Below are 17,235 nucleotides of genomic sequence, written 5' to 3'. Positions count from 1 at the left end.
GCAAGGTCATCCACGCATGCCGTCTCAGGCCTCGACGATCATGCGGCTGCGCATCTCAAGATGCAGCGCGTGGCAGAAGTGGGTGCAGTAGCACCAGAACACGCCGGGCTTGTCGGCGATGAAGGTCACCGACGCGGTCTCGCGCGGATTGACGATGAAGTTGATGTTGTACTTGGGGATGGCAAACCCGTGCGTCAGGTCTTCGATCTTGTCCAGGTTGGTCAGGATCAGCGTGACTTCGTCGCCCTTCTTCAGCTTGATCTCGCGCAGCGAGAACACCGGCGCCTGCGACGTGATCTTCACCGTCACCTTCTTGCCGTTGCGGAATACGCCCGACTGCTGCGGATCCTTCACCGCCAGCGGGAAATCATCCAGCGCATAGACCTGTTTGGGCCGCAGCAGCTCGCGACGGAAGATGATGAAGTCGTGCGGTTCGCTATGCACCGGGTGGTCCGCCAGCAGCACCATCTTGTCGCCCGAGATATCGATCAGCTGCTCGTTCTCGGCATGCAGCGGCCCCACCGGCAGGAATCGGTCCTTGGAGAACTTGCAGCCCACGGCCAGGAACTTGCCGTCGGCGGCGATCGTCTCGGACTGCGAAGCGTTCAGGTGGCCCGGCTGGTACTGCACGTCGAGCCGGTCGACCACGTACTTGGCGTTCTTGTCGCCCTTGTGGAAGCGGATCGCCGCGTCGATGTTCCACTTGACGATCTGGCTGTCGAGGAACAGCGTGGTGTAGGCATTGCCACGCCCGTCGAAGGCGGTATGCAGCGGCCCCAGGCCCAGCTCGACCTCGGCGACGATGGCCTCATCGGGCGTCTCCAGCTTGCCGTCGAACCAGTCCAGCACCTTCGCCAGTTCGATCACGGTGCCGGTCGGCGACAACTTGCCGGCGCAGATGAAGTACTTCTGGTCCGGGCTGGCATTGACGCCGTGCGGGTTCTTCGGCACCGAGACGTAGGTGGTCAGCGCGGTCTTCGGGTCGGCGTTGGCCGCGTGCGTGCCGTCGACCACTGGCACCTTCGAGTCGCCGATGGTCTTGAACTTCCCATCCTTGATCGCCGCCTCGATGCGGGCGATATTGAAGAACAGGCAGGCGTCGCGCTCGGCCGACATCATGTCTTCATAGCGCGCGCCCATCTCGACGTTGTACTGATTGGTGGCGGCCAGCTTGCCGTCGTACGAGGTCGCGACGAGGTCGCAATTGCCGTCGATCAGCACCTGCCAGCGTACCGCCATCGTCTCCGCATCGACACAGGTGAAGAGCGAGCGGTACTTGCCGGCGTCCTCGGTCGGCGTATTGGGCAGCGGCAAAGCGAACTCCGCGCCGCAGAACACGCGCGTGGTGTAGTTGATGTTCGCGTCGACGGGATCGCGCTTGTCCGGGAAGATGCCGTGGAAGCCTTGCACGTTGGGCAGGTCCGTGATCTTGTCGCAGACGAAATAGTCGAGCCGGATGCGCGCCAGCCGTGCGTTGATCTTGTCGTTGATCCACGCGTAGCGGCCATCGTAATTGCCGTCCTTGTACGAGGCATGCACATGGTGCGTGTCGCCGACGTTGTACAGCACGTTGCCGTCGGGGCGCGTGCCCATCACGCGCTTGGATTCATTGGTGATGCCCCAGCCGGTCAGCGCATCGGGCACGAAGCACGGGATGCGGTGCAGCTCGCGCCCCGAGGGCAGCCCCAGCACGCGCATGTCGCCCGCATGGCCGCCGCTCCACAGGCCGTAGTAGGTATCAAGCTCGCCCGGCTTCAGGTGCACCGACGCACCGGCATGCGCGCTGCCCTGTCCCGCGTGCGCACCGCTGGCCGGGGTGGCCGCGGTGGGCGCTCCGCCCTTGTCCGTGCACGCCGCCACGCCGGCCAGCCCGGCCAGCGCCGCGGTATTGATAAAGCGCCGTCGTCCCGGTGCCGCCGGTGCATCGGTGTGTGCCAGTGGGTCTTGGGAATGCCTCGTCATCTTCGATCCTCGAACCGTCATTGCAAAGGGCGGAGGGCTCCGCCTGCTCTCTTCGTTGTGTGGGTGGCCTGATGTTGCCGGTTACAGATAGTCGAAGCAGTTGGCGTGAACGAGGTTGACGCTCGTCATGGATCTTTTAAATATTCATTTTTGATGCATGTTTTTTCCGAAGACTGCCCGGAGAATGGCGACACCACAACGTCAACGACTAACGCGGCATGCGCCGCCCATCCTGTCATGCGCGCCAAGACCTTACCGGCAACGCTGTCTTCTTCCTCTCGCATCGACGCCATGCGGCGCAACGTGCTGCGCGCCGCCGCGGCCAGCGTGCCGATGCTTGCCACCGCCATGTTCGTCAGGCCGGCGCTGGCCGATGCCACGGTCACACGCGCATCGCGGCGCCTGCTGGGCACGCAGGTCGATATCGTGGTGCAGGACAGTTCTTACCTGGCAGCAAGGTCCGGCATCGCCGCCGCCTTTGCAGAGATGGGCCGACTGGAGCGATTGATGTCGCGCTACCGGCCGGACAGCCAGGTCAGCGCCCTGCAGCGCGCAGCGGGCCGGCAGCCGGTGCCGGTCGCACTGGAACTGATGGCAGTGCTGCAAGCGGCGGCGGCACTGTCGGCGCGCACCGGTGGCGCGTTCGACATCACCGTCGGCGCCTTCGCCGGCTGGCACTTCGGTGAAGACAACACGCGCGTGCCGACTTCCGCCGAGCTGGCACGCGAGCGGACGCTGGTGGACTACCGGCAGGTCATGCTCGACGAACGCCGCGGCGAAGCGATGCTGCTGCGCCCGGGCATGCGCCTGGACCTGGGCGGCATCGCCAAGCTGCCGATCCTGCAGGCGGGCATGCAGGCGCTGCGCAGGCACGGATTGCGTCATGCCATGATCAATGGCGGCGGCGATGTGCTGGCGAGCGGCCAGCTGCAAGGGCGCGACTGGCGCGTGGGCGTGCGCGATCCGCGCTCACCGGCGCGGCTGCTGGGCGTACTGGCGGTATCCGAAGCCGTGGTCGCGTCATCGGGCGACTATGAGCGCTGCTTTGTCGCCAACGGCAAGCGCTACCACCACGTGCTCGACCCTGCCACTGGCATGCCGGCGGCGGGACCGCGTGGCGTGACCCTGGTGGCTTCACAGGCCACCGCGGTCAACGGCCTGGGCGCTGCGTTGATGGTCGCTGGCCAGTCCGCCGCGGCCGGGCTGCTGCACGGTGCAGCCGGCGTCGACGCGCTGGTCGTCGGCGATGCCGAGCCCTGGACCACGGCAGGGATGCGCCGCCGGCTTGCAAGTGTGGCGGCGTAGACGCGCTGGCGCGCTGGCGCGCCGACCCTCCGCCCAATAAGAAAAAGCCGCCTGTACCAAGGCGGCTTTTCCCTCTGCGACGGCGCGGCAGTCACCGCGCCACGGCTTACTTCTTCAGCACCAGGTCGCCCGGCAGCGACTCGATATACGCAGCGATATCCTTCAGCTCCTTGCGCGTGAACGGACGCGGCTTGCCGTCCTTGCCGGTCACCGCCGGATTGGCGTTGACCTGGCCGGCCATGATCGCATTGGAGCGGCCCACCAGCGCGTTGCCCGACACCTGGTACGACATCATCGCATGGTACAGGTAGTCGGCATGCTGGCCGGCCAGCTTGGGATAGTCGGGCGAGATCGGCTTGTTCAGGCCTTCGCCGTGGCAGGCCACGCAGGCACCCTTTTGCACCAGCGCCTTGCCATTGGCGAGGTCGGCGGCCGAAGCCGGCAATGTGGCGGCACCCAGCACGAGTGCGCCGAGCGCGATCGAAAGCGTCTTGAGCGTCTTCATGATGGGTCTCTTACTTCAGGGCGTTGTTCTGGGTGTTCGGCTTCTGCTGCGAGTAGTAGGCCGCCACGTCGGCGATGTCCTGCTCGGTCAGCGTGGCGGCGATGCTGCGCATGGTCGGGTGCTTGCGCTCGCCCTTCTGGTACGCCTTCAGCGCATTTTCGATGTACTTGGCGCTCTGGCCGCCCAGCAACGGCACTTCATAGATCTCGGGGAACGACGCACGGTAGCCCGGAATGCCGTGGCATCCGATGCACATTGCAACCTTGTCCTTGGCAGCGTCTCCATTGCCCTTGACTTCCTGTGCCTGCGTGGCCGTTGCGGCCACGCCCAGCACCACCATCGTGAGGAGCTTTTTCATTGTCTTTGCGGATTGGAAATTAAACCGTGCGTGACCTGCCCTGCCGGGCGGAGACGGTTTCAGAATGCTTCTGGGGAAAGCCTGGCTGCCGATGGGGTTGCAAGAGGTGCAACCTGCCAGACCCGCCCAGACATTCGGCATCCGGGATCATTGCCGTGATGTGGAACACCATTCTGGAACCACCTCGCGCAATCGCCGCGACCCGGTCGGGCCGCTGGGACTTCTGAGCGCGGACTGCCGGATACTGGAGAACTGGACGTGGGGGCGCGTCAAACCGGCGCATTGTACCGCAGGCGACACCTGGCAGTCCAGCAACCGCCCGCCGTTGCGTACCGTCTGTCAGCCCCGTCCAACACGAACCGCAAAGGTCTTTTATACTGGCCCATTCCGGTAAAGCGCACGACCGTTCGCAGACGTTCGGCACTGAGTCCGGACGAACCACACCGCCCATAATGAAAGCGCGCGTGACAGCGCGAAGAGACTGCGCCAAACACGCCAACCCGGCCCGAACCGACCAGGACAGGGCCGTCACCTCCAGGTTGCCTCATGTCAAACACCGCCAACGCTTCCGCCCAAGCTTCTTCCGCCCAGCAGGCCCGTTTCGAGGGCAGTGACCAGTATGTCGCCACCGACGACCTCAAGCTGGCCGTCAACGCCGCGCGCACGCTGCAGCGCCCGCTGCTGATCAAGGGCGAGCCCGGCACCGGCAAGACCATGCTGGCCGAGGAAGTGGCCGCCGCGCTGGACATGCCGCTGCTGCAGTGGCATATCAAGTCGACCACCAAGGCACAGCAGGGCCTGTATGAATACGACGCGGTCTCGCGCCTGCGCGACTCGCAGCTCGGCGACGACCGCGTGCACGACATCCGCAACTACATCGTCAAGGGCGTGCTGTGGCAGGCCTTCGAAGCCGACCAGCAAGTGGTGTTGCTGATCGACGAGATCGACAAGGCCGACATTGAATTCCCCAACGACCTGCTGCGCGAACTCGACCGCATGGAGTTCTATGTCTACGAGACGCGTGAACTGGTCAAGGCGAAGCGCCGTCCGCTGGTGATCATCACCTCGAACAACGAGAAGGAACTGCCGGACGCCTTCCTGCGCCGCTGTTTCTTCCACTACATCAAGTTCCCGGACGCCGACACCATGCAGCAGATCGTCGACGTGCACTACCCCGGCATCAAGCGTGAGCTGGTCGCCGCCGCGCTGGAATCGTTCTACGAGATGCGCAACCTGCCGGGCCTGAAGAAGAAGCCGTCCACCTCCGAGCTGATTGACTGGCTCAAGCTGCTGATGTCCGAGGACATCCCGCCCGAGGCGCTGAAGAGCCCGGACAAGAAGGCCGCGATCCCGCCGCTGCACGGCGCGCTGCTGAAGAACGAGCAGGACGTGCACCTGTTCGAGCGCCTGGTCTTCATGAACCGCGCCAACCGCTGAGCGAGCTGCCTGTCATGACCGCTTTTGCCAATCCCGTGACCCTGGCCGGCAAGCAAGCCACGCTGGAGCCGCTGCGACCCGAGCATGCCGACGGCCTGCGCGCCGCCTGCGCCGACGGCGAGCTGCACAAGCTCTGGTACACCAGCGTGCCCGCGCCCGAGCGCATGGAAGCCGAGATCGCGCGGCGCCTGGGCCTGCAGGACCAGGGCTCGATGCTGCCGTTCGCGGTGCGCGACGCCGCGGGCGAGCTGGCGGGCATGACCACCTACATGAATATCGACGCGGCCAACCGGCGCGTGGAGATCGGCTCCACCTGGTATGCGCGCCGGGTCCAGCGCACGCCGCTGAACACCGAGTGCAAGCTGATGCTGCTAGGCCATGCCTTCGAGCAGCTCGACTGCATCGCCGTGGAATTCCGCACGCACTGGATGAACCAGCAGAGCCGCGCCGCGATCGCAAGGCTGGGCGCCAAGCAGGACGGCGTGCTGCGCAACCACCAGCGCATGCCAGACGGCTCGTTGCGCGATACCGTGGTGTTTTCGATCATCGCCAGCGAGTGGCCGACGGTGCGTCAACACCTGCAATTCCAGCTTGACCGTCCGCGCTGAAGCGGCCGCCTATCACAGAGCAAGGCATCATGCTGATCGACTTCTTCTTCTCGCTGCGCCACGCCAAGCTGCCAGTCTCGGTCAAGGAATACCTGACCATGCTGGAAGCGCTCAAGGCGCAGGTCATCACGCCCTCGATCGACGAGTTCTACTACCTGTCGCGCATGACGCTGGTCAAGGACGAGAAGCACTTCGACAAGTTCGACCAGGCCTTCGCCGCCTACTTCAAGGGCGTGGAAAGCCTGGTCGACTGGAAGTCCGACATCCCGCTCGACTGGCTGCAGAAGACGCTGGAGCGCGAGCTGTCGGCCGAGGAGAAGGCCAAGATCGAGGCCATGGGCGGCCTCGACAAGCTGATGGAGCGCCTCAAGCAGCTGCTCGAGGAGCAGAAGGAAAAGCACGAGGGCGGCAACAAGTGGATCGGCACCGGCGGCACCTCGCCGTTCGGGCACGGCGGCTACAACCCGGAAGGCATCCGCATCGGCGGCCCGAGCAAGGGCAACCGCACTGCGATCAAGGTGTGGGAAGCGCGTACCTACAAGGACTATGATGACCAGGTCGAGCTGGGCACGCGCAACATCAAGGTCGCGCTGCGCCGCCTGCGCCGTTTCGCGCGCGATGGCGCCGACACCGAACTGGACCTGGACGACACCATCCACTCGACCGCGGCCAACGCCGGCCTGCTCGACATCAAGCTGCGGCCCGAGCGCCACAACAAGGTCAAGGTGCTGATGCTGATGGACGTGGGCGGCTCGATGGACGACCACATCAAGCGCGTGGAAGAACTGTTCTCGGCCACCAAGACCGAGTTCAAGCACCTGGAGTACTACTACTTCCACAACTGCCTGTATGACTATGTGTGGAAGAACAACCGCCGCCGCCACGCCGAGAAGCTGGCGACGTGGGACCTGCTGCACAAGTACACGTCCGACTACAAGATCATCTTCGTCGGCGATGCGACCATGAGCCCGTATGAGATCCTGCAGCCCGGCGGCTCGGTCGAGTACAACAACGCCGAGGCCGGCGCGGTGTGGCTGAACCGCATGACCGAGCAGTTCCCGCATTTCGTCTGGCTCAACCCCGAGCCGGAGGGCCTGTGGCAGTACCGCCAGTCGATCACCGTGATCAACCAGCTGATGAAGGGACGCATGTATCCCGTCACGCTGGCGGGCCTGGAGCAGGCGATGAAGGTGCTGTCGAAATAAGAACTGCCTGGTTTGCTCCCTCTCCCGCTTGCGGGAGAGGGAGCAAACCGCCCGCAACCTGGGCATTTCAGTGACCTCCGGCGACCTCAGCCTGGCCGCGCCAGGTCCGCGCCTTCCATGACCCAGGCACGGAAAGTCCGCAGCGCCGGCAAATGCTGCTTCTGCTCCGGGTAGCACAGGTAATAGCCCTTCTTGGCCAGCACCTGCGCCGGATGCGCGACCACCAGCGCGCCGGTATCGAGTTCCTGTTCGATCAGGCAGCGCGGGATCAGCGCGATGCCCAGCCCCGACAGCGCCGCCTGTGTCAGCAGCGAGAACTGGTCGAAGCGCGCGCCGCTCCACGCCTGGCGGGTAGCCACGCCCAGCGTGGCGAACCAGTCGGGCCACGCCTCGGGCACGGTGGTGTGGTGCAGCAGCGGGTAGCGCAGCAGCGCATCTGGCGTGCGCGCGACGCCGTCAGGCTCATCGGCCAGCAGGCCCGGGCGGCAGACCGGCAGCACTTCGCGTCCGGTCATGTAGTCAGCCAGGCTGCCCGGCCAGACGCCATCGCCGAAGCGGATCGCCGCATCGAGATCCGGCTCGGAAAAATCGTAGCCCTGCGCATGCGGCACGAATTCCAGCGTCACCTCCGGATGCCGGGCAAAGAACTGCGGCAAGCGCGGGATCAGCCACTTGGCGCCGAGCGTGGGCATGCTGGCGATGTGCAGCACGCCCCCGCGCCCCTGGCGCGCCATCAGCTCGACCGTGGCCGCCTCCAGTTCGTTAAGGCTGGGGCCGATGCGCTCCAGGTAGCGCGCACCGGCATCGGTCAGCACCAGCCGCTGGCGCACCCGCTCGAACAGTTCGATCCCCAGGTAGGCTTCCAGGCTGCGCACTTGCTTGCTGATAGCACCCTGCGTCACGTGCAATTCGCGCGCCGCCACGGTAAAACTGTTATGTCGGGCCGCAGCTTCGAACGCCTGCAACTCGGTCAGCGACGGGCACATACGCCGCATACATCACCTCGACTTCACGACCAATTGGAATGAGCTAGGGATTTTATTTCGTTTGCGAGGGGCTTGCCTGGACGAGCAGAATCGTGAAAACGCCTTTGTCTCTTTCTCGATACCTTTCCCCACAAGACATCATGCAACGTCGCCACCTGCTCCGCACCCTGGCCGCCGCCTCGGCCGCCCTCGCCACCGGCCTGTCCTTCAGCGCCGCCGCCCAGTCCGGCTATCCGGCCAAGCCGATCACGCTGGTGGTGCCCTTCCCCGCCGGCGGCACCACCGATATCGTCGCGCGTATCGTTGCCGACAAGCTTGGCCAGCAACTGGGCCAGGCCGTGGTGGTCGACAACCGCGGCGGCGCCGGCGGCAGCATCGGCACCACCTTCCTGTCGAAGGCGGCGCCGGACGGCTACACGCTGGGCATTGCCACGGCCTCGACCCACGGCATCAACCCTGCGGTCTACCCGCGCCTGTCCTACGATGCAACCAAGGACTTCACCACCATCACCAACCTGGCCTCGGTGCCGAACGTGATGAGCATCAACCCGGCGGTCAAGGCCACCGACATGAAGTCTTTCATCGCGCTGGCGCAGTCGCAGCCGAACAAGCTGGCCTATGGCTCCGCCGGCAACGGCAGCGTCTCGCACATGATGGGGGAACTGTTCAAGATGAGCAGCAAGACCGAACTGCTGCACGTGCCGTACAAGGGCGTGGGCCCGGCGCTGAACGACGCGCTGGCCGGCCAGGTGCTGGTGCTGTTCGACAACCTGCCGTCGTCGCTGCCGTTCATCGAAGGCGGCAAGCTGCGCGCGCTGGCCGTGGCCGCGCCCAAGCGCGTGGCGGCGCTGCCGAACGTGCCGACCTTCGCCGAGCTGGGCCTGGGCGAGGTCAACGACGCCGCCTGGTTCGGCCTGATCGCGCCCGCCAACCTGCCGGCCGATATCCAGAACAAGCTGCATGCCGCCGCCGTCAAGGTGCTGGCGACGCCGGAGGTCAAGGCCAAGCTGGAAAAGCTGGGCGCGACCCCGGTGGGCGACACCCCGGCCCACTTCGCCGCGCAGATCAAGAGCGAAGTGGCCAAGAACAAGCGTGTGGCCGCGGCCGCCAAGATTTCGCTCGACTGACCCCTGGCGCAGCATCATGACCGATACCGACCGAACCACCGCGGATAGTCCATTCTTCCTGTACCAGCCGGACGGCGAGCCCGCCCCGCTGTTCCTGGACTCGCCGCACAGCGCGACCACCTACCCGACGGACTTCCGCCCCGATCCCGCCCTGCCGCTGCCGCTGCTGCGGCAGGCCGAGGACACCTTCGTCGATGAACTCTACGCCGGCGCGCCGGCGCGCGGCATCCCGCTGCTGTGCGCGGGCTTCCCGCGCAGCTACATCGACGCCAACCGCGCGCTGGAGGAAATCGACGAAGCGCTGCTCGAGGCCCCCTGGCCCGGCGCGAAGCAGGAAACCTCCAAGACCCGGCTCGGCAAGGGCCTGGTCTGGCGCGTGCTCGACAGCGGCGAGGCGATCTACGACCGCAAGCTCGCCGTGGAAGAAGTGCAGGCGCGCATCAACCGCTGCTACCTGCCCTACTACGCGCAGCTGCAAAAGCTGGCCGATCACGCGGTCTCCAGCCACGGCAGCGCCTGGCACATCAACTGCCATTCGATGCCGAGCCGCGCCGCGCAATACGCGACCGAGTTCCCTGGCCTGGAGCATCCCGACTTCGTCGTCGGCGACCGCGACGGCACCACCTGCGACAAGCGCTTTACCGACCGCATCGAAGGCGTGCTCAAGGACATGGGCTACGAGGTCTGGCGCAACCACCCGTACAAGGGCGTGGAAATCGTGCGCGTGGTCGGCCAGCCGCAGGCCGGGCGCCACAGCCTGCAACTCGAGGTCAACCGCAAGCTGTACATGGATGAAGTGGGCCTGACCCACACCGCCGGCTTCGCCAAGCTGCGCCATGACCTGAACGCACTGCTGGACGATTTGCTGCGCTTTACGCGCGCGATGCCTTCGCGCGTGGCCTGAGGCGTTTGCCAACGCACCACGGCCGGGCCGCGCGGATCACCGCGGACCGGTCGTGCGGGTTCCCCGCAATTGTGCAGCGTGGGAAATATCTGCTAGAAAGCAGGCCGCTTCCTGCGCGTCGTCATTGCGTTAGAAGAATAGGTAACAAGATTTAGGAACTTTGCCGGATAGGTTTCCTCTATCATGGCATTCCTTTGCGAAGCTACCCGGCCTGCCGGCCCCGCGCCGGCAAGCCAATCCCAGAACGCAAACACCGCAAACACTGTGATCCGACGAATTTCCGAACTGCTCGGCAGCCGGCTCCGCATGGTCGCTGCCGCGGTGGCCGGTGCGATCGGGCTGGCGGGCTGCGCCAACATGCCGGCCGACGAGGCCGCCGCCCAGGCCCCTGCCGCTGCCCCGACGGGCGCTCCCGCCAGGCCTGCCGCTCCCGCTCCCGCCGCCACTTCCACGCCGCCCACCAAGACCATCACCCTGCCCGATCGCGGCCGTGTCAGCCTGTCCGAGTATCGCGCACGCATGCGCGAGCAGCTGATGAAGACCGAGAACGCCAGCAGCGACGTGGCCGACTGCGCCGCGCACGCCAGCTGGGTGGTGCCGCGCTCGGCCACCTACGATGCCCTGAAGATCCCCACCGGCGCGCTCGCCGCCGGGCAGGCCATGACCGAGCCCTGGAGCGGACGCTTCTCGCCCGGCAAGCAGGCCGTGCCGGTCAGCACCGTGGTGACGTTCAACGCCACCGCGCACAAGCGCCGCGGCGACGACTGGCAGCCCGTGCGCGTGCGCTGCGGCTACGACGACGGCATGATGCTGGCGTACGAGCTGCAGGACCCCAGCGGCGCCACCATCAGCGAACCCGCTGCCGCGCCGGCCGTGCCCATGTCGAGCCAGGCCACGTCGTCCGGCAAGAGCCGCAAGGGTGCCAAGGGCAAGAGCACGGCGGCGTCGAAGTCGAGCAAGTCATCGGCGGCCAAGTCGACGAAGTCGGCATCCGGGTCGGCGAAGACAAGCAGCAAGACCAAGAAGAAGCAGTAAGCGCTCGGGCGCTTGTGCGTGCGCTTGTACTCTCCCCTCTCCCATTCATGGGAGAGGGGCGGGGGTGAGGGCAGGCCTCTCCACGAAGCGAGACGTCACGATGCTTGCCATGCGCCGGCCCTCACCCCCGGCCCCTCTCCCGCAGGCGGGAGAGGGGAGCAAACCTGCAACAGCCAAAGGCCTCAGCCCAGGTAATCCAGGATCGCCTGCAGCATCGCCGTGCCCAGCAGCGCACTGCGCGCGCCGTTCCAGCCCACCGCCGCATCGGGCAGATCGGCGTTGTCCTTGAACGGCATTTCCAGCGTCAGCGCCAGGCAGCCGAAGGTATGGCCGATGTACTTGGACGCGAGCTTGAGCGCGTCGGCGTTGTACTTGCTGGCGGCGTAGCCGTGTACGTCCTGGAAGTCCGGTGAAGCGCGCTTGAAGGCTTCGATGAAGCGCTGCTGCTCGCGCCGGCGCGCCTCGGTAAAGCCGGGCAGCATCTCGCTGCCGGCGACGAAGTTGTACGGCAAGCCCTCGTCGCCGTGGATATCGAAGAACATGTCACACCCCGTGGCCTCGATGGCGCGGCGTACATGGTAGACCTCCGGACTGATATCCGCGCTGGGCGACATCCATTCGCGGTTCAGGTTGGCGCCAGCGGCATTGGTGCGCAGGTTGCCGCGCGCCGAGCCATCCGGGTTCATGTTCGGCACGATATGGAACACGGCGCGCTCGAGCAGCTTGCGCGCGACCGGATCGCCGGTCCAGACGCCGGTGCCTGTCAGCCGCTGCAGCACGCCCTCGACAAACCATTCGGCCATGCTCTCGCCCGGATGCTGGCGCGCGATCATCCAGATGGTCTTCTTGCCGGGCCCGGGCTGGCCCAGCGTGACGCGGGTCATGTCGCGCCCGTCGACAGTGCTGCCCAGATGTGACAGTTGCGCCAGCGGCGAACGCTGGCAGCTCGCCAGCAGCGACAGGTGGCGCTCGTCGGGATAGGGCTCGAAATACGCGAACCAGACGCTGTCGTGCCCGGGCGTGAATTCCACCGTCATCACCTTGCCGTCGAAGCGGGTCGGCACGCGGAACCAGTACGCGCGGTCATACGAGGCCACCGCGCGGTAGTCACGCCAGCCGTCCGGGTAAGTGCAGTCGCCCGCGTTGAGGAAGTGCATCCGGCACGCCTGCCCCGCCGCGCCCTGCAGGCGGAAGTGGAACCATTGCCGGAAGTCGGCGTGCGAATCGGCGCGGATGCGCAAGCGGATATCGTCGGCACGGTCAAGCGCCTCGACCTCGATGGCACCCGAATCGAAATGCGAGGAGATGTGCAGGGCGGAAGGCATGGCTGGCGGTCTCGTTGCGTTAGGGTTCAGTCTTCGAGGGTTCAGTCTTCCAAGCGGCGGCGGAACACCCAACGGCCGGCGTCGGAAGCGGAGGCATCGAAGGCATAGCCGTCCTCGGCGAAGCGCTTGAGCTTTTCCGGCTCGGTGATGCGGTGCGTGACCGCGTATCGCGCCATCGTGCCGCGCGCGCGCTTGGCATGGAACGAGATGATCTTGTAGCGCCCGCCCTTCCAGTCCTCGAACACCGGCGTGACGATGCGCGCCTGCAGCACCTTGGGCCGCACCACCTTGAAATACTCTTCCGAAGCCAGGTTGACCAGCACTTGCGAGCCTTCCTGCTTCAGCGCGGCCATGTCGCCGTTGATCATCTGCGTGACATCATCGCCCCAGAACGCATAGAGGTCCTTGCCAGCGGCGTTGTCGAGGCGCGTGCCCATCTCCAGCCGGTAGGGCTGCATCCAGTCCAGGGGGCGCAGCACGCCATACAGGCCCGACAGGATGCGCAGGTGCTTCTGCGCGAAGCCGAGGTCCTCGGCGGTCAGCGTCTTCGCATCGAGACCGTCGTAAACGTCGCCGTTGAAGGCCAGCACCGCCTGCTTGCTGTTGGCGGCGGTGAACTCGGGCGACCACTCGGCATAGCGCGTGACATTGAGCACGGCGAGCTTGTCGGAGATGTCCATCAGCGCGCCCACGTCCTGCGGCGCGAGCTTGCGCAGGCGCTCGATCAGCGTGGCGGAACGGTCGATGAAACGCGGCAGCGTATGGGTCTTGATGCGCGGGGGTGTCTCGTAATCCAGTGACTTGGCGGGAGACAAAACGATGAGCATGGCAAAATCGCGGCAGTAGCCAAGGACAAACCAGCCAAGATTGTAGCGAATGCGCCTCGACAGCACCGGAACCGACCATCCCGCCAGCCCCGCCGGCGTCACATCTGCCCCAGCGGGCGCGCCCTGCGTGGTGCTCGACTCCAATATCTGGGTCGACCTGCTGGTGTTCCGCGACCCGCATGTCGAGCCGATCCGGCACGCGCTGGAGGCCGGCACCATCGCCCCGGTGATCCGCGCCGATTGCCGCGAAGAGTTGCGCCGCGTGCTGGCTTATCCGCAATTTGCCCGCTTCGAGGTCGATATCGACACCGCGCTGGCCACCGTCGATCGCCTGACCCGCCTCGAACCGCTGCCGCCGCAGGACGAGGCCGACGCCATCCGGCTGCCCCGCTGCAAGGACACCGACGACCAGAAGTTTGTTGAGCTGGCCCACTTTGCCGGCGCCGCGTGCCTGGTATCGAAGGACAAGGCGGTGCTCAAGCTGCGCAGCCGCCTGCGCCGCTCCAGCGGCGTCGAGGTGCTGACGCCGCCGGGCTTTGGCGCCTGGCTGGCCGCTCAGGCCGGCACCACCGCCGACACGACCGCCGATCCGCTTTAGAATTGCCGGATCGCGCGGGGCCGGTTCGGCACGCGCGCCCTCCTCTTACCGCATCGACACGCCCGCAACATGTCCGCAGACACCACGCTCGCCCCCCTGACCCCGCCGCCCTCGCGCCTGCCCGGCGTCGGCACCACCATCTTCACCGTGATGTCGGCCCTGGCCATCGAGAAGAACGCCGTCAACCTGGGCCAGGGATTTCCGGACTTCGATTGCGACCCGAAGATCGTCGATGCCGTCGCCGGGGCGATGCGCGCCGGCCATAACCAGTACCCGCCGATGGCGGGTGTGCCGCGCCTGCGCCAGGCCATCGCCGACAAGATCGCCGCGCTGTACGGCCACCAGTACAGCTGGGATACCGAGATCACCGTCACCGCCGGCGCCACGCAGGGAATCCTGACCGCGATCCTGTGCGCCGTGCATCCGGGCGACGAAGTGATCGTGCTCGAGCCCTGCTACGACAGCTACCTGCCCGCGATCGAACTGGCCGGCGCCACCGCCGTGCCGGTCACGCTGGAGGCGCCCGAGTTCCGCGTGCCCTTCGACAAGCTCGCCGCCGCGATCACGCCGCGCACGCGCATGATCCTCATCAACACGCCGCACAACCCCACCGGCACGATCTGGCGCGCGGGCGACATGGACAAGCTGGTACAGATTCTGGCCGGCACCGACATCCTCCTGCTGTCGGACGAGGTCTACGAGCACATGGTCTACGACGGCCAGCGGCATGAGTCGGTGTCGCGCCATCCCGAGCTGGCGCGCCGCAGCTTCGTGATCTCCAGCTTCGGCAAGACTTATCATGTGACCGGCTGGAAGGTCGGCTACGTGGCGGCGCCGGCCGCGCTGATGGCCGAGTTCCGCAAGGTGCACCAGTTCAACGTGTTCACCGTCAATACGCCGGTGCAGCACGGGCTGGCCGACTACATGGCCGATCCCGCGCCGTACCTGCAGCTGTCGGCGTTCTACCAGGCCAAGCGCGATTTCTTCCGCGCCGGGCTGGCGGATTCGCGCTTCAAGTTGCTGCCGTCGGATGGCACCTACTTCCAGTGCGTCGACTACTCGGCTATTTCCGACCTGAGCGAGGCGGACTTCGCCATGTGGCTGACGCGCGAGATCGGCGTGGCGGCGATTCCGGTGTCGGCGTTCTATACGCAGCCGCGCGAGTCGGGCGTGGTGCGGTTCTGCTTTGCGAAGAAGGAAGAGACGCTGGCGCTGGCGCTGGAAAGGTTGGGGAAGCTTTAAAGCAGACACTCAGACAAAAACGCCCGCGACGATTCGCGGGCGTTTTGCTTCCTGATGCCTTCGCGAGCCGGCATGTTTGCTCCCCTCTCCCGCGCACGGGAGAGGGGAGCGTCCACTACGGACGGTGGATACATCCGACCGCTAGCGCAACGCTAGCCGCCTCCGCTTACTTCTTGCTACGACTCATCATCAGCTCGGTATTCGCCTTCCGGTCTGCATTGACTTTCTGCACCGACTCGCGCTGCGACAGCGTCTTCAGGTAATCCTTGACCGGCAGGTCAGCCAGCATATCCGTGCCATAGATGATCTTGGTGCACGACGACACCAGCGGCAGGTGCACTGCTGCCGCGCAGTCGGCCAGCGTGAAGCTGTCGCCTGCGATATACGGCGAGAACTTCGCCAGCCTGGCAAACGCCGGGATATAGCGCGCCAGTAGCTTGTGCTGGCGCTCCTTGACACTGTCGCTGACCTTGCCGCCGAAGAACGCCTCTGGATACAGCTCGCGCGCCGTCAGCTCCAGGTACAGCTCCATGAAGGTGACGATCTCGCGCACCTTGCCGGCCTGCAGCGGGTCCTTCGGCAGCAGCGGCGTCTGCGGGAATGCCGCTTCCAGGTATTCGACGATGACTTCCGACTCGCACAGTGAGCCGGATTCGGTGATCATGTAGGGCACCTTGCCCGCCGGCGTTGCGGCCGGGTCGGTCTCGCCGATCCAGGCCAGCACCTCTTCGAACGGCACGTTCTTTTCCAGCAGCGCCAGCTTCACTTTGTTGTAGTAGTTGCTGGCGGCAAAGCCGCAGAGCTTCAGCATGTCGTCTCTCTCCGTTGTTGGAATAGTCGCCCGCACGGCACGGGCCTGAGGGGGATTGTGGACCATCCGGAGCCTGCCGTGTCCGGCCTGGCCGATCAGCGCACGCCGCCTGCCCTTCCGGTCTGTTCGGAAAGGTGCAAAAAACGTACGATCGTGCTAATTTAACCACAACTTTTGGGACGAATGATGAGCACTTTCACCATCGACACGCTGGGCATCGTCGGCACCGGCGCCATGGGCCGCGGCATCGCGCAGATCGCCGCCCAGGCTGGCCTGACCGTCAACCTGTACGACGCCAACCCGCAAGCTGTGGCCGCCGCCCGCCAGTACCTGCAGGACACGCTGGCCAAGCTCGCCGACAAGGGCAAGATCAGCGCCGCTGACGCCGAGGCCACGCTGGCCCGCGTCAAGCCGTGCGGCGCTCTGGAAGACCTGGCCGGGTGCGACATGGTGCTGGAAGCCATCGTCGAGAAGCTGGAAGTCAAGCGCGACCTGATCGCCAAGCTGGAAGCGATCCTGCGCGAGAACGCCATCATCGCCTCGAACACCTCGTCGCTGTCGATCACCGCGATCGCCGTGGGCGCGAAGCACCCGGGCCGCATCGCCGGCTACCACTTCTTCAACCCGGTGCCGCTGATGAAGGTGGTCGAGGTCATCGACGGCCTGTCGGGCGATCCACAGGTTGGCGACGCGCTGATGGCGCTGTCGCGCCGCATGGGCCATACGCCGGTGCGCTGCAAGGACATGCCGGGCTTTATCGTCAACCATGCCGGCCGCGGCATGAATATCGAAGGCCTGAAGGTCGCGCAGGAAGGCGTGGCCGAGTTTGCCGACATCGACAACATCATGCGCGAGCAGGCCGGCTTCCGCATGGGCCCGTTCGAGCTGATGGACCTGACCGGGCTGGACGTGTCGCACCCGGTGATGGAGTCGATCTACAACCAGTTCTACCAGGAGCCGCGCTACCGTCCGTCGCCGATCACCGCGATCCGCGCGGTCG

17 protein-coding genes are annotated in these 17,235 nt (G+C 65.8%); 10 read left to right on the top strand and 7 right to left on the bottom strand.

The window, feature by feature from the left end; all coding sequences use genetic code 11:
• Window positions 1-24 precede the first annotated feature (24 nt).
• Window positions 25-1,962 carry a TAT-dependent nitrous-oxide reductase gene (gene nosZ / locus K309_RS0112990; RefSeq protein ID WP_029046825.1) on the bottom strand — a complete coding sequence of 646 codons (1,938 nt, stop codon included), beginning with the start codon at window positions 1,960-1,962 and terminating at the stop codon, window positions 25-27.
• A gap of 291 nt (window positions 1,963-2,253) precedes the next feature.
• On the opposite strand from nosZ, the gene K309_RS0112985 reads away from it, so the two are divergent.
• On the top strand, window positions 2,254-3,267 hold the full coding sequence (locus K309_RS0112985) for an FAD:protein FMN transferase (protein WP_035877361.1): 1,014 nt from the start codon (window positions 2,254-2,256) through the stop codon (window positions 3,265-3,267).
• A gap of 106 nt (window positions 3,268-3,373) precedes the next feature.
• On the opposite strand, the gene K309_RS0112980 is transcribed toward K309_RS0112985, so the two are convergent.
• Window positions 3,374-3,772: a c-type cytochrome gene (locus K309_RS0112980; RefSeq protein ID WP_029046823.1), complete on the bottom strand. Its 399-nt coding sequence runs from the start codon at window positions 3,770-3,772 to the stop codon at window positions 3,374-3,376.
• A gap of 10 nt (window positions 3,773-3,782) precedes the next feature.
• Window positions 3,783-4,130, bottom strand: coding sequence for a c-type cytochrome (locus K309_RS0112975; RefSeq protein WP_029046822.1), 348 nt, complete (start codon window positions 4,128-4,130; stop codon window positions 3,783-3,785).
• Window positions 4,131-4,676: 546 nt separating this feature from the next.
• Between K309_RS0112975 and K309_RS0112970 the strand changes: the two genes are divergently transcribed.
• The 3 genes from K309_RS0112970 to K309_RS0112960 are packed head-to-tail and all read left to right on the top strand — an operon-like array spanning window position 4,677 to window position 7,380.
• On the top strand, window positions 4,677-5,567 hold the full coding sequence (locus tag K309_RS0112970; protein WP_029046821.1) for an AAA family ATPase: 891 nt from the start codon (window positions 4,677-4,679) through the stop codon (window positions 5,565-5,567).
• A gap of 14 nt (window positions 5,568-5,581) precedes the next feature.
• On the top strand, window positions 5,582-6,175 hold the full coding sequence (locus tag K309_RS0112965) for a GNAT family N-acetyltransferase (protein WP_029046820.1): 594 nt from the start codon (window positions 5,582-5,584) through the stop codon (window positions 6,173-6,175).
• A 29-nt stretch (window positions 6,176-6,204) separates the two neighbouring features.
• Complete coding sequence (locus K309_RS0112960; RefSeq protein WP_029046819.1) at window positions 6,205-7,380, top strand: vWA domain-containing protein; 1,176 nt, start codon at window positions 6,205-6,207, stop codon at window positions 7,378-7,380.
• A gap of 86 nt (window positions 7,381-7,466) precedes the next feature.
• Here K309_RS0112960 and K309_RS0112955 read toward each other — a convergent pair whose 3' ends face one another.
• A complete protein-coding gene (locus K309_RS0112955) occupies window positions 7,467-8,375 on the bottom strand; it encodes a LysR substrate-binding domain-containing protein (protein ID WP_029046818.1) in 909 nt (302 codons plus the stop codon).
• Between the two features lie 131 nt (window positions 8,376-8,506).
• Between K309_RS0112955 and K309_RS0112950 the strand changes: the two genes are divergently transcribed.
• The 3 genes from K309_RS0112950 (at window position 8,507) to K309_RS0112940 (ending at window position 11,432) form a co-directional block, all read left to right on the top strand.
• Entirely contained in the window at window positions 8,507-9,493 is a 987-nt protein-coding gene (locus tag K309_RS0112950; RefSeq protein WP_029046817.1) for a tripartite tricarboxylate transporter substrate binding protein BugE, read from the top strand.
• A 16-nt stretch (window positions 9,494-9,509) separates the two neighbouring features.
• Complete coding sequence (locus K309_RS0112945) at window positions 9,510-10,397, top strand: N-formylglutamate amidohydrolase (RefSeq protein WP_029046816.1); 888 nt, start codon at window positions 9,510-9,512, stop codon at window positions 10,395-10,397.
• Window positions 10,398-10,661: 264 nt separating this feature from the next.
• Window positions 10,662-11,432, top strand: coding sequence for a BspC domain-containing protein (locus tag K309_RS0112940; RefSeq protein WP_369796418.1), 771 nt, complete (start codon window positions 10,662-10,664; stop codon window positions 11,430-11,432).
• 182 nt (window positions 11,433-11,614) lie between these two features.
• Here the strand turns inward: K309_RS0112940 and K309_RS0112935 are convergent, their stop codons facing one another.
• Both K309_RS0112935 and yaaA read right to left on the bottom strand, forming a co-directional pair.
• Window positions 11,615-12,757 (bottom strand): M14 family metallopeptidase, encoded by a 1,143-nt coding sequence (locus K309_RS0112935; protein ID WP_029046814.1) that lies wholly within the window; start codon window positions 12,755-12,757, stop codon window positions 11,615-11,617.
• Window positions 12,758-12,798: 41 nt separating this feature from the next.
• Window positions 12,799-13,584, bottom strand: coding sequence for a peroxide stress protein YaaA (gene yaaA / locus K309_RS0112930; RefSeq protein ID WP_029046813.1), 786 nt, complete (start codon window positions 13,582-13,584; stop codon window positions 12,799-12,801).
• Between the two features lie 49 nt (window positions 13,585-13,633).
• Between yaaA and K309_RS0112925 the strand changes: the two genes are divergently transcribed.
• Complete coding sequence (locus tag K309_RS0112925; RefSeq protein WP_029046812.1) at window positions 13,634-14,182, top strand: PIN domain-containing protein; 549 nt, start codon at window positions 13,634-13,636, stop codon at window positions 14,180-14,182.
• A gap of 69 nt (window positions 14,183-14,251) precedes the next feature.
• Window positions 14,252-15,424 (top strand): pyridoxal phosphate-dependent aminotransferase, encoded by a 1,173-nt coding sequence (locus K309_RS0112920; RefSeq protein ID WP_029046811.1) that lies wholly within the window; start codon window positions 14,252-14,254, stop codon window positions 15,422-15,424.
• A gap of 166 nt (window positions 15,425-15,590) precedes the next feature.
• Here K309_RS0112920 and K309_RS0112915 read toward each other — a convergent pair whose 3' ends face one another.
• Complete coding sequence (locus tag K309_RS0112915; protein WP_029046810.1) at window positions 15,591-16,235, bottom strand: glutathione S-transferase; 645 nt, start codon at window positions 16,233-16,235, stop codon at window positions 15,591-15,593.
• 186 nt (window positions 16,236-16,421) lie between these two features.
• Here K309_RS0112915 and K309_RS0112910 point away from each other — a divergent pair.
• On the top strand, window positions 16,422-17,235 hold an 814-nt coding region (locus K309_RS0112910), incomplete at its 3' end, for a 3-hydroxyacyl-CoA dehydrogenase NAD-binding domain-containing protein (RefSeq protein WP_029046809.1).

The sequence above is a fragment of the Cupriavidus phytohabitans genome (assembly GCF_000426345.1).
GTDB lineage: Bacteria > Pseudomonadota > Gammaproteobacteria > Burkholderiales > Burkholderiaceae > Cupriavidus.
This window is presented reverse-complemented; position numbering and strand designations above follow the sequence as displayed.

Excerpts from the sequence above, each read along its gene's own strand:
- K309_RS0112980 (WP_029046823.1), bottom strand. The coding sequence starts at position 3,772 with ATGAAGACGCTCAAGACGCTTTCGATCGCGCTCGGCGCACTCGTGCTG.
- K309_RS0112985 (WP_035877361.1), top strand. The coding sequence starts at position 2,254 with ATGCGGCGCAACGTGCTGCGCGCCGCCGCGGCCAGCGTGCCGATGCTT.
- K309_RS0112975 (WP_029046822.1), bottom strand. The coding sequence starts at position 4,130 with ATGAAAAAGCTCCTCACGATGGTGGTGCTGGGCGTGGCCGCAACGGCC.
- yaaA (WP_029046813.1), bottom strand. The coding sequence starts at position 13,584 with ATGCTCATCGTTTTGTCTCCCGCCAAGTCACTGGATTACGAGACACCC.
- K309_RS0112920 (WP_029046811.1), top strand. The coding sequence starts at position 14,252 with ATGTCCGCAGACACCACGCTCGCCCCCCTGACCCCGCCGCCCTCGCGC.
- K309_RS0112915 (WP_029046810.1), bottom strand. The coding sequence starts at position 16,235 with ATGCTGAAGCTCTGCGGCTTTGCCGCCAGCAACTACTACAACAAAGTG.
- K309_RS0112960 (WP_029046819.1), top strand. The coding sequence starts at position 6,205 with ATGCTGATCGACTTCTTCTTCTCGCTGCGCCACGCCAAGCTGCCAGTC.
- K309_RS0112970 (WP_029046821.1), top strand. The coding sequence starts at position 4,677 with ATGTCAAACACCGCCAACGCTTCCGCCCAAGCTTCTTCCGCCCAGCAG.
- nosZ (WP_029046825.1), bottom strand. The coding sequence starts at position 1,962 with ATGACGAGGCATTCCCAAGACCCACTGGCACACACCGATGCACCGGCG.
- K309_RS0112925 (WP_029046812.1), top strand. The coding sequence starts at position 13,634 with ATGCGCCTCGACAGCACCGGAACCGACCATCCCGCCAGCCCCGCCGGC.
- K309_RS0112945 (WP_029046816.1), top strand. The coding sequence starts at position 9,510 with ATGACCGATACCGACCGAACCACCGCGGATAGTCCATTCTTCCTGTAC.
- K309_RS0112965 (WP_029046820.1), top strand. The coding sequence starts at position 5,582 with ATGACCGCTTTTGCCAATCCCGTGACCCTGGCCGGCAAGCAAGCCACG.
- K309_RS0112955 (WP_029046818.1), bottom strand. The coding sequence starts at position 8,375 with ATGCGGCGTATGTGCCCGTCGCTGACCGAGTTGCAGGCGTTCGAAGCT.
- K309_RS0112950 (WP_029046817.1), top strand. The coding sequence starts at position 8,507 with ATGCAACGTCGCCACCTGCTCCGCACCCTGGCCGCCGCCTCGGCCGCC.
- K309_RS0112935 (WP_029046814.1), bottom strand. The coding sequence starts at position 12,757 with ATGCCTTCCGCCCTGCACATCTCCTCGCATTTCGATTCGGGTGCCATC.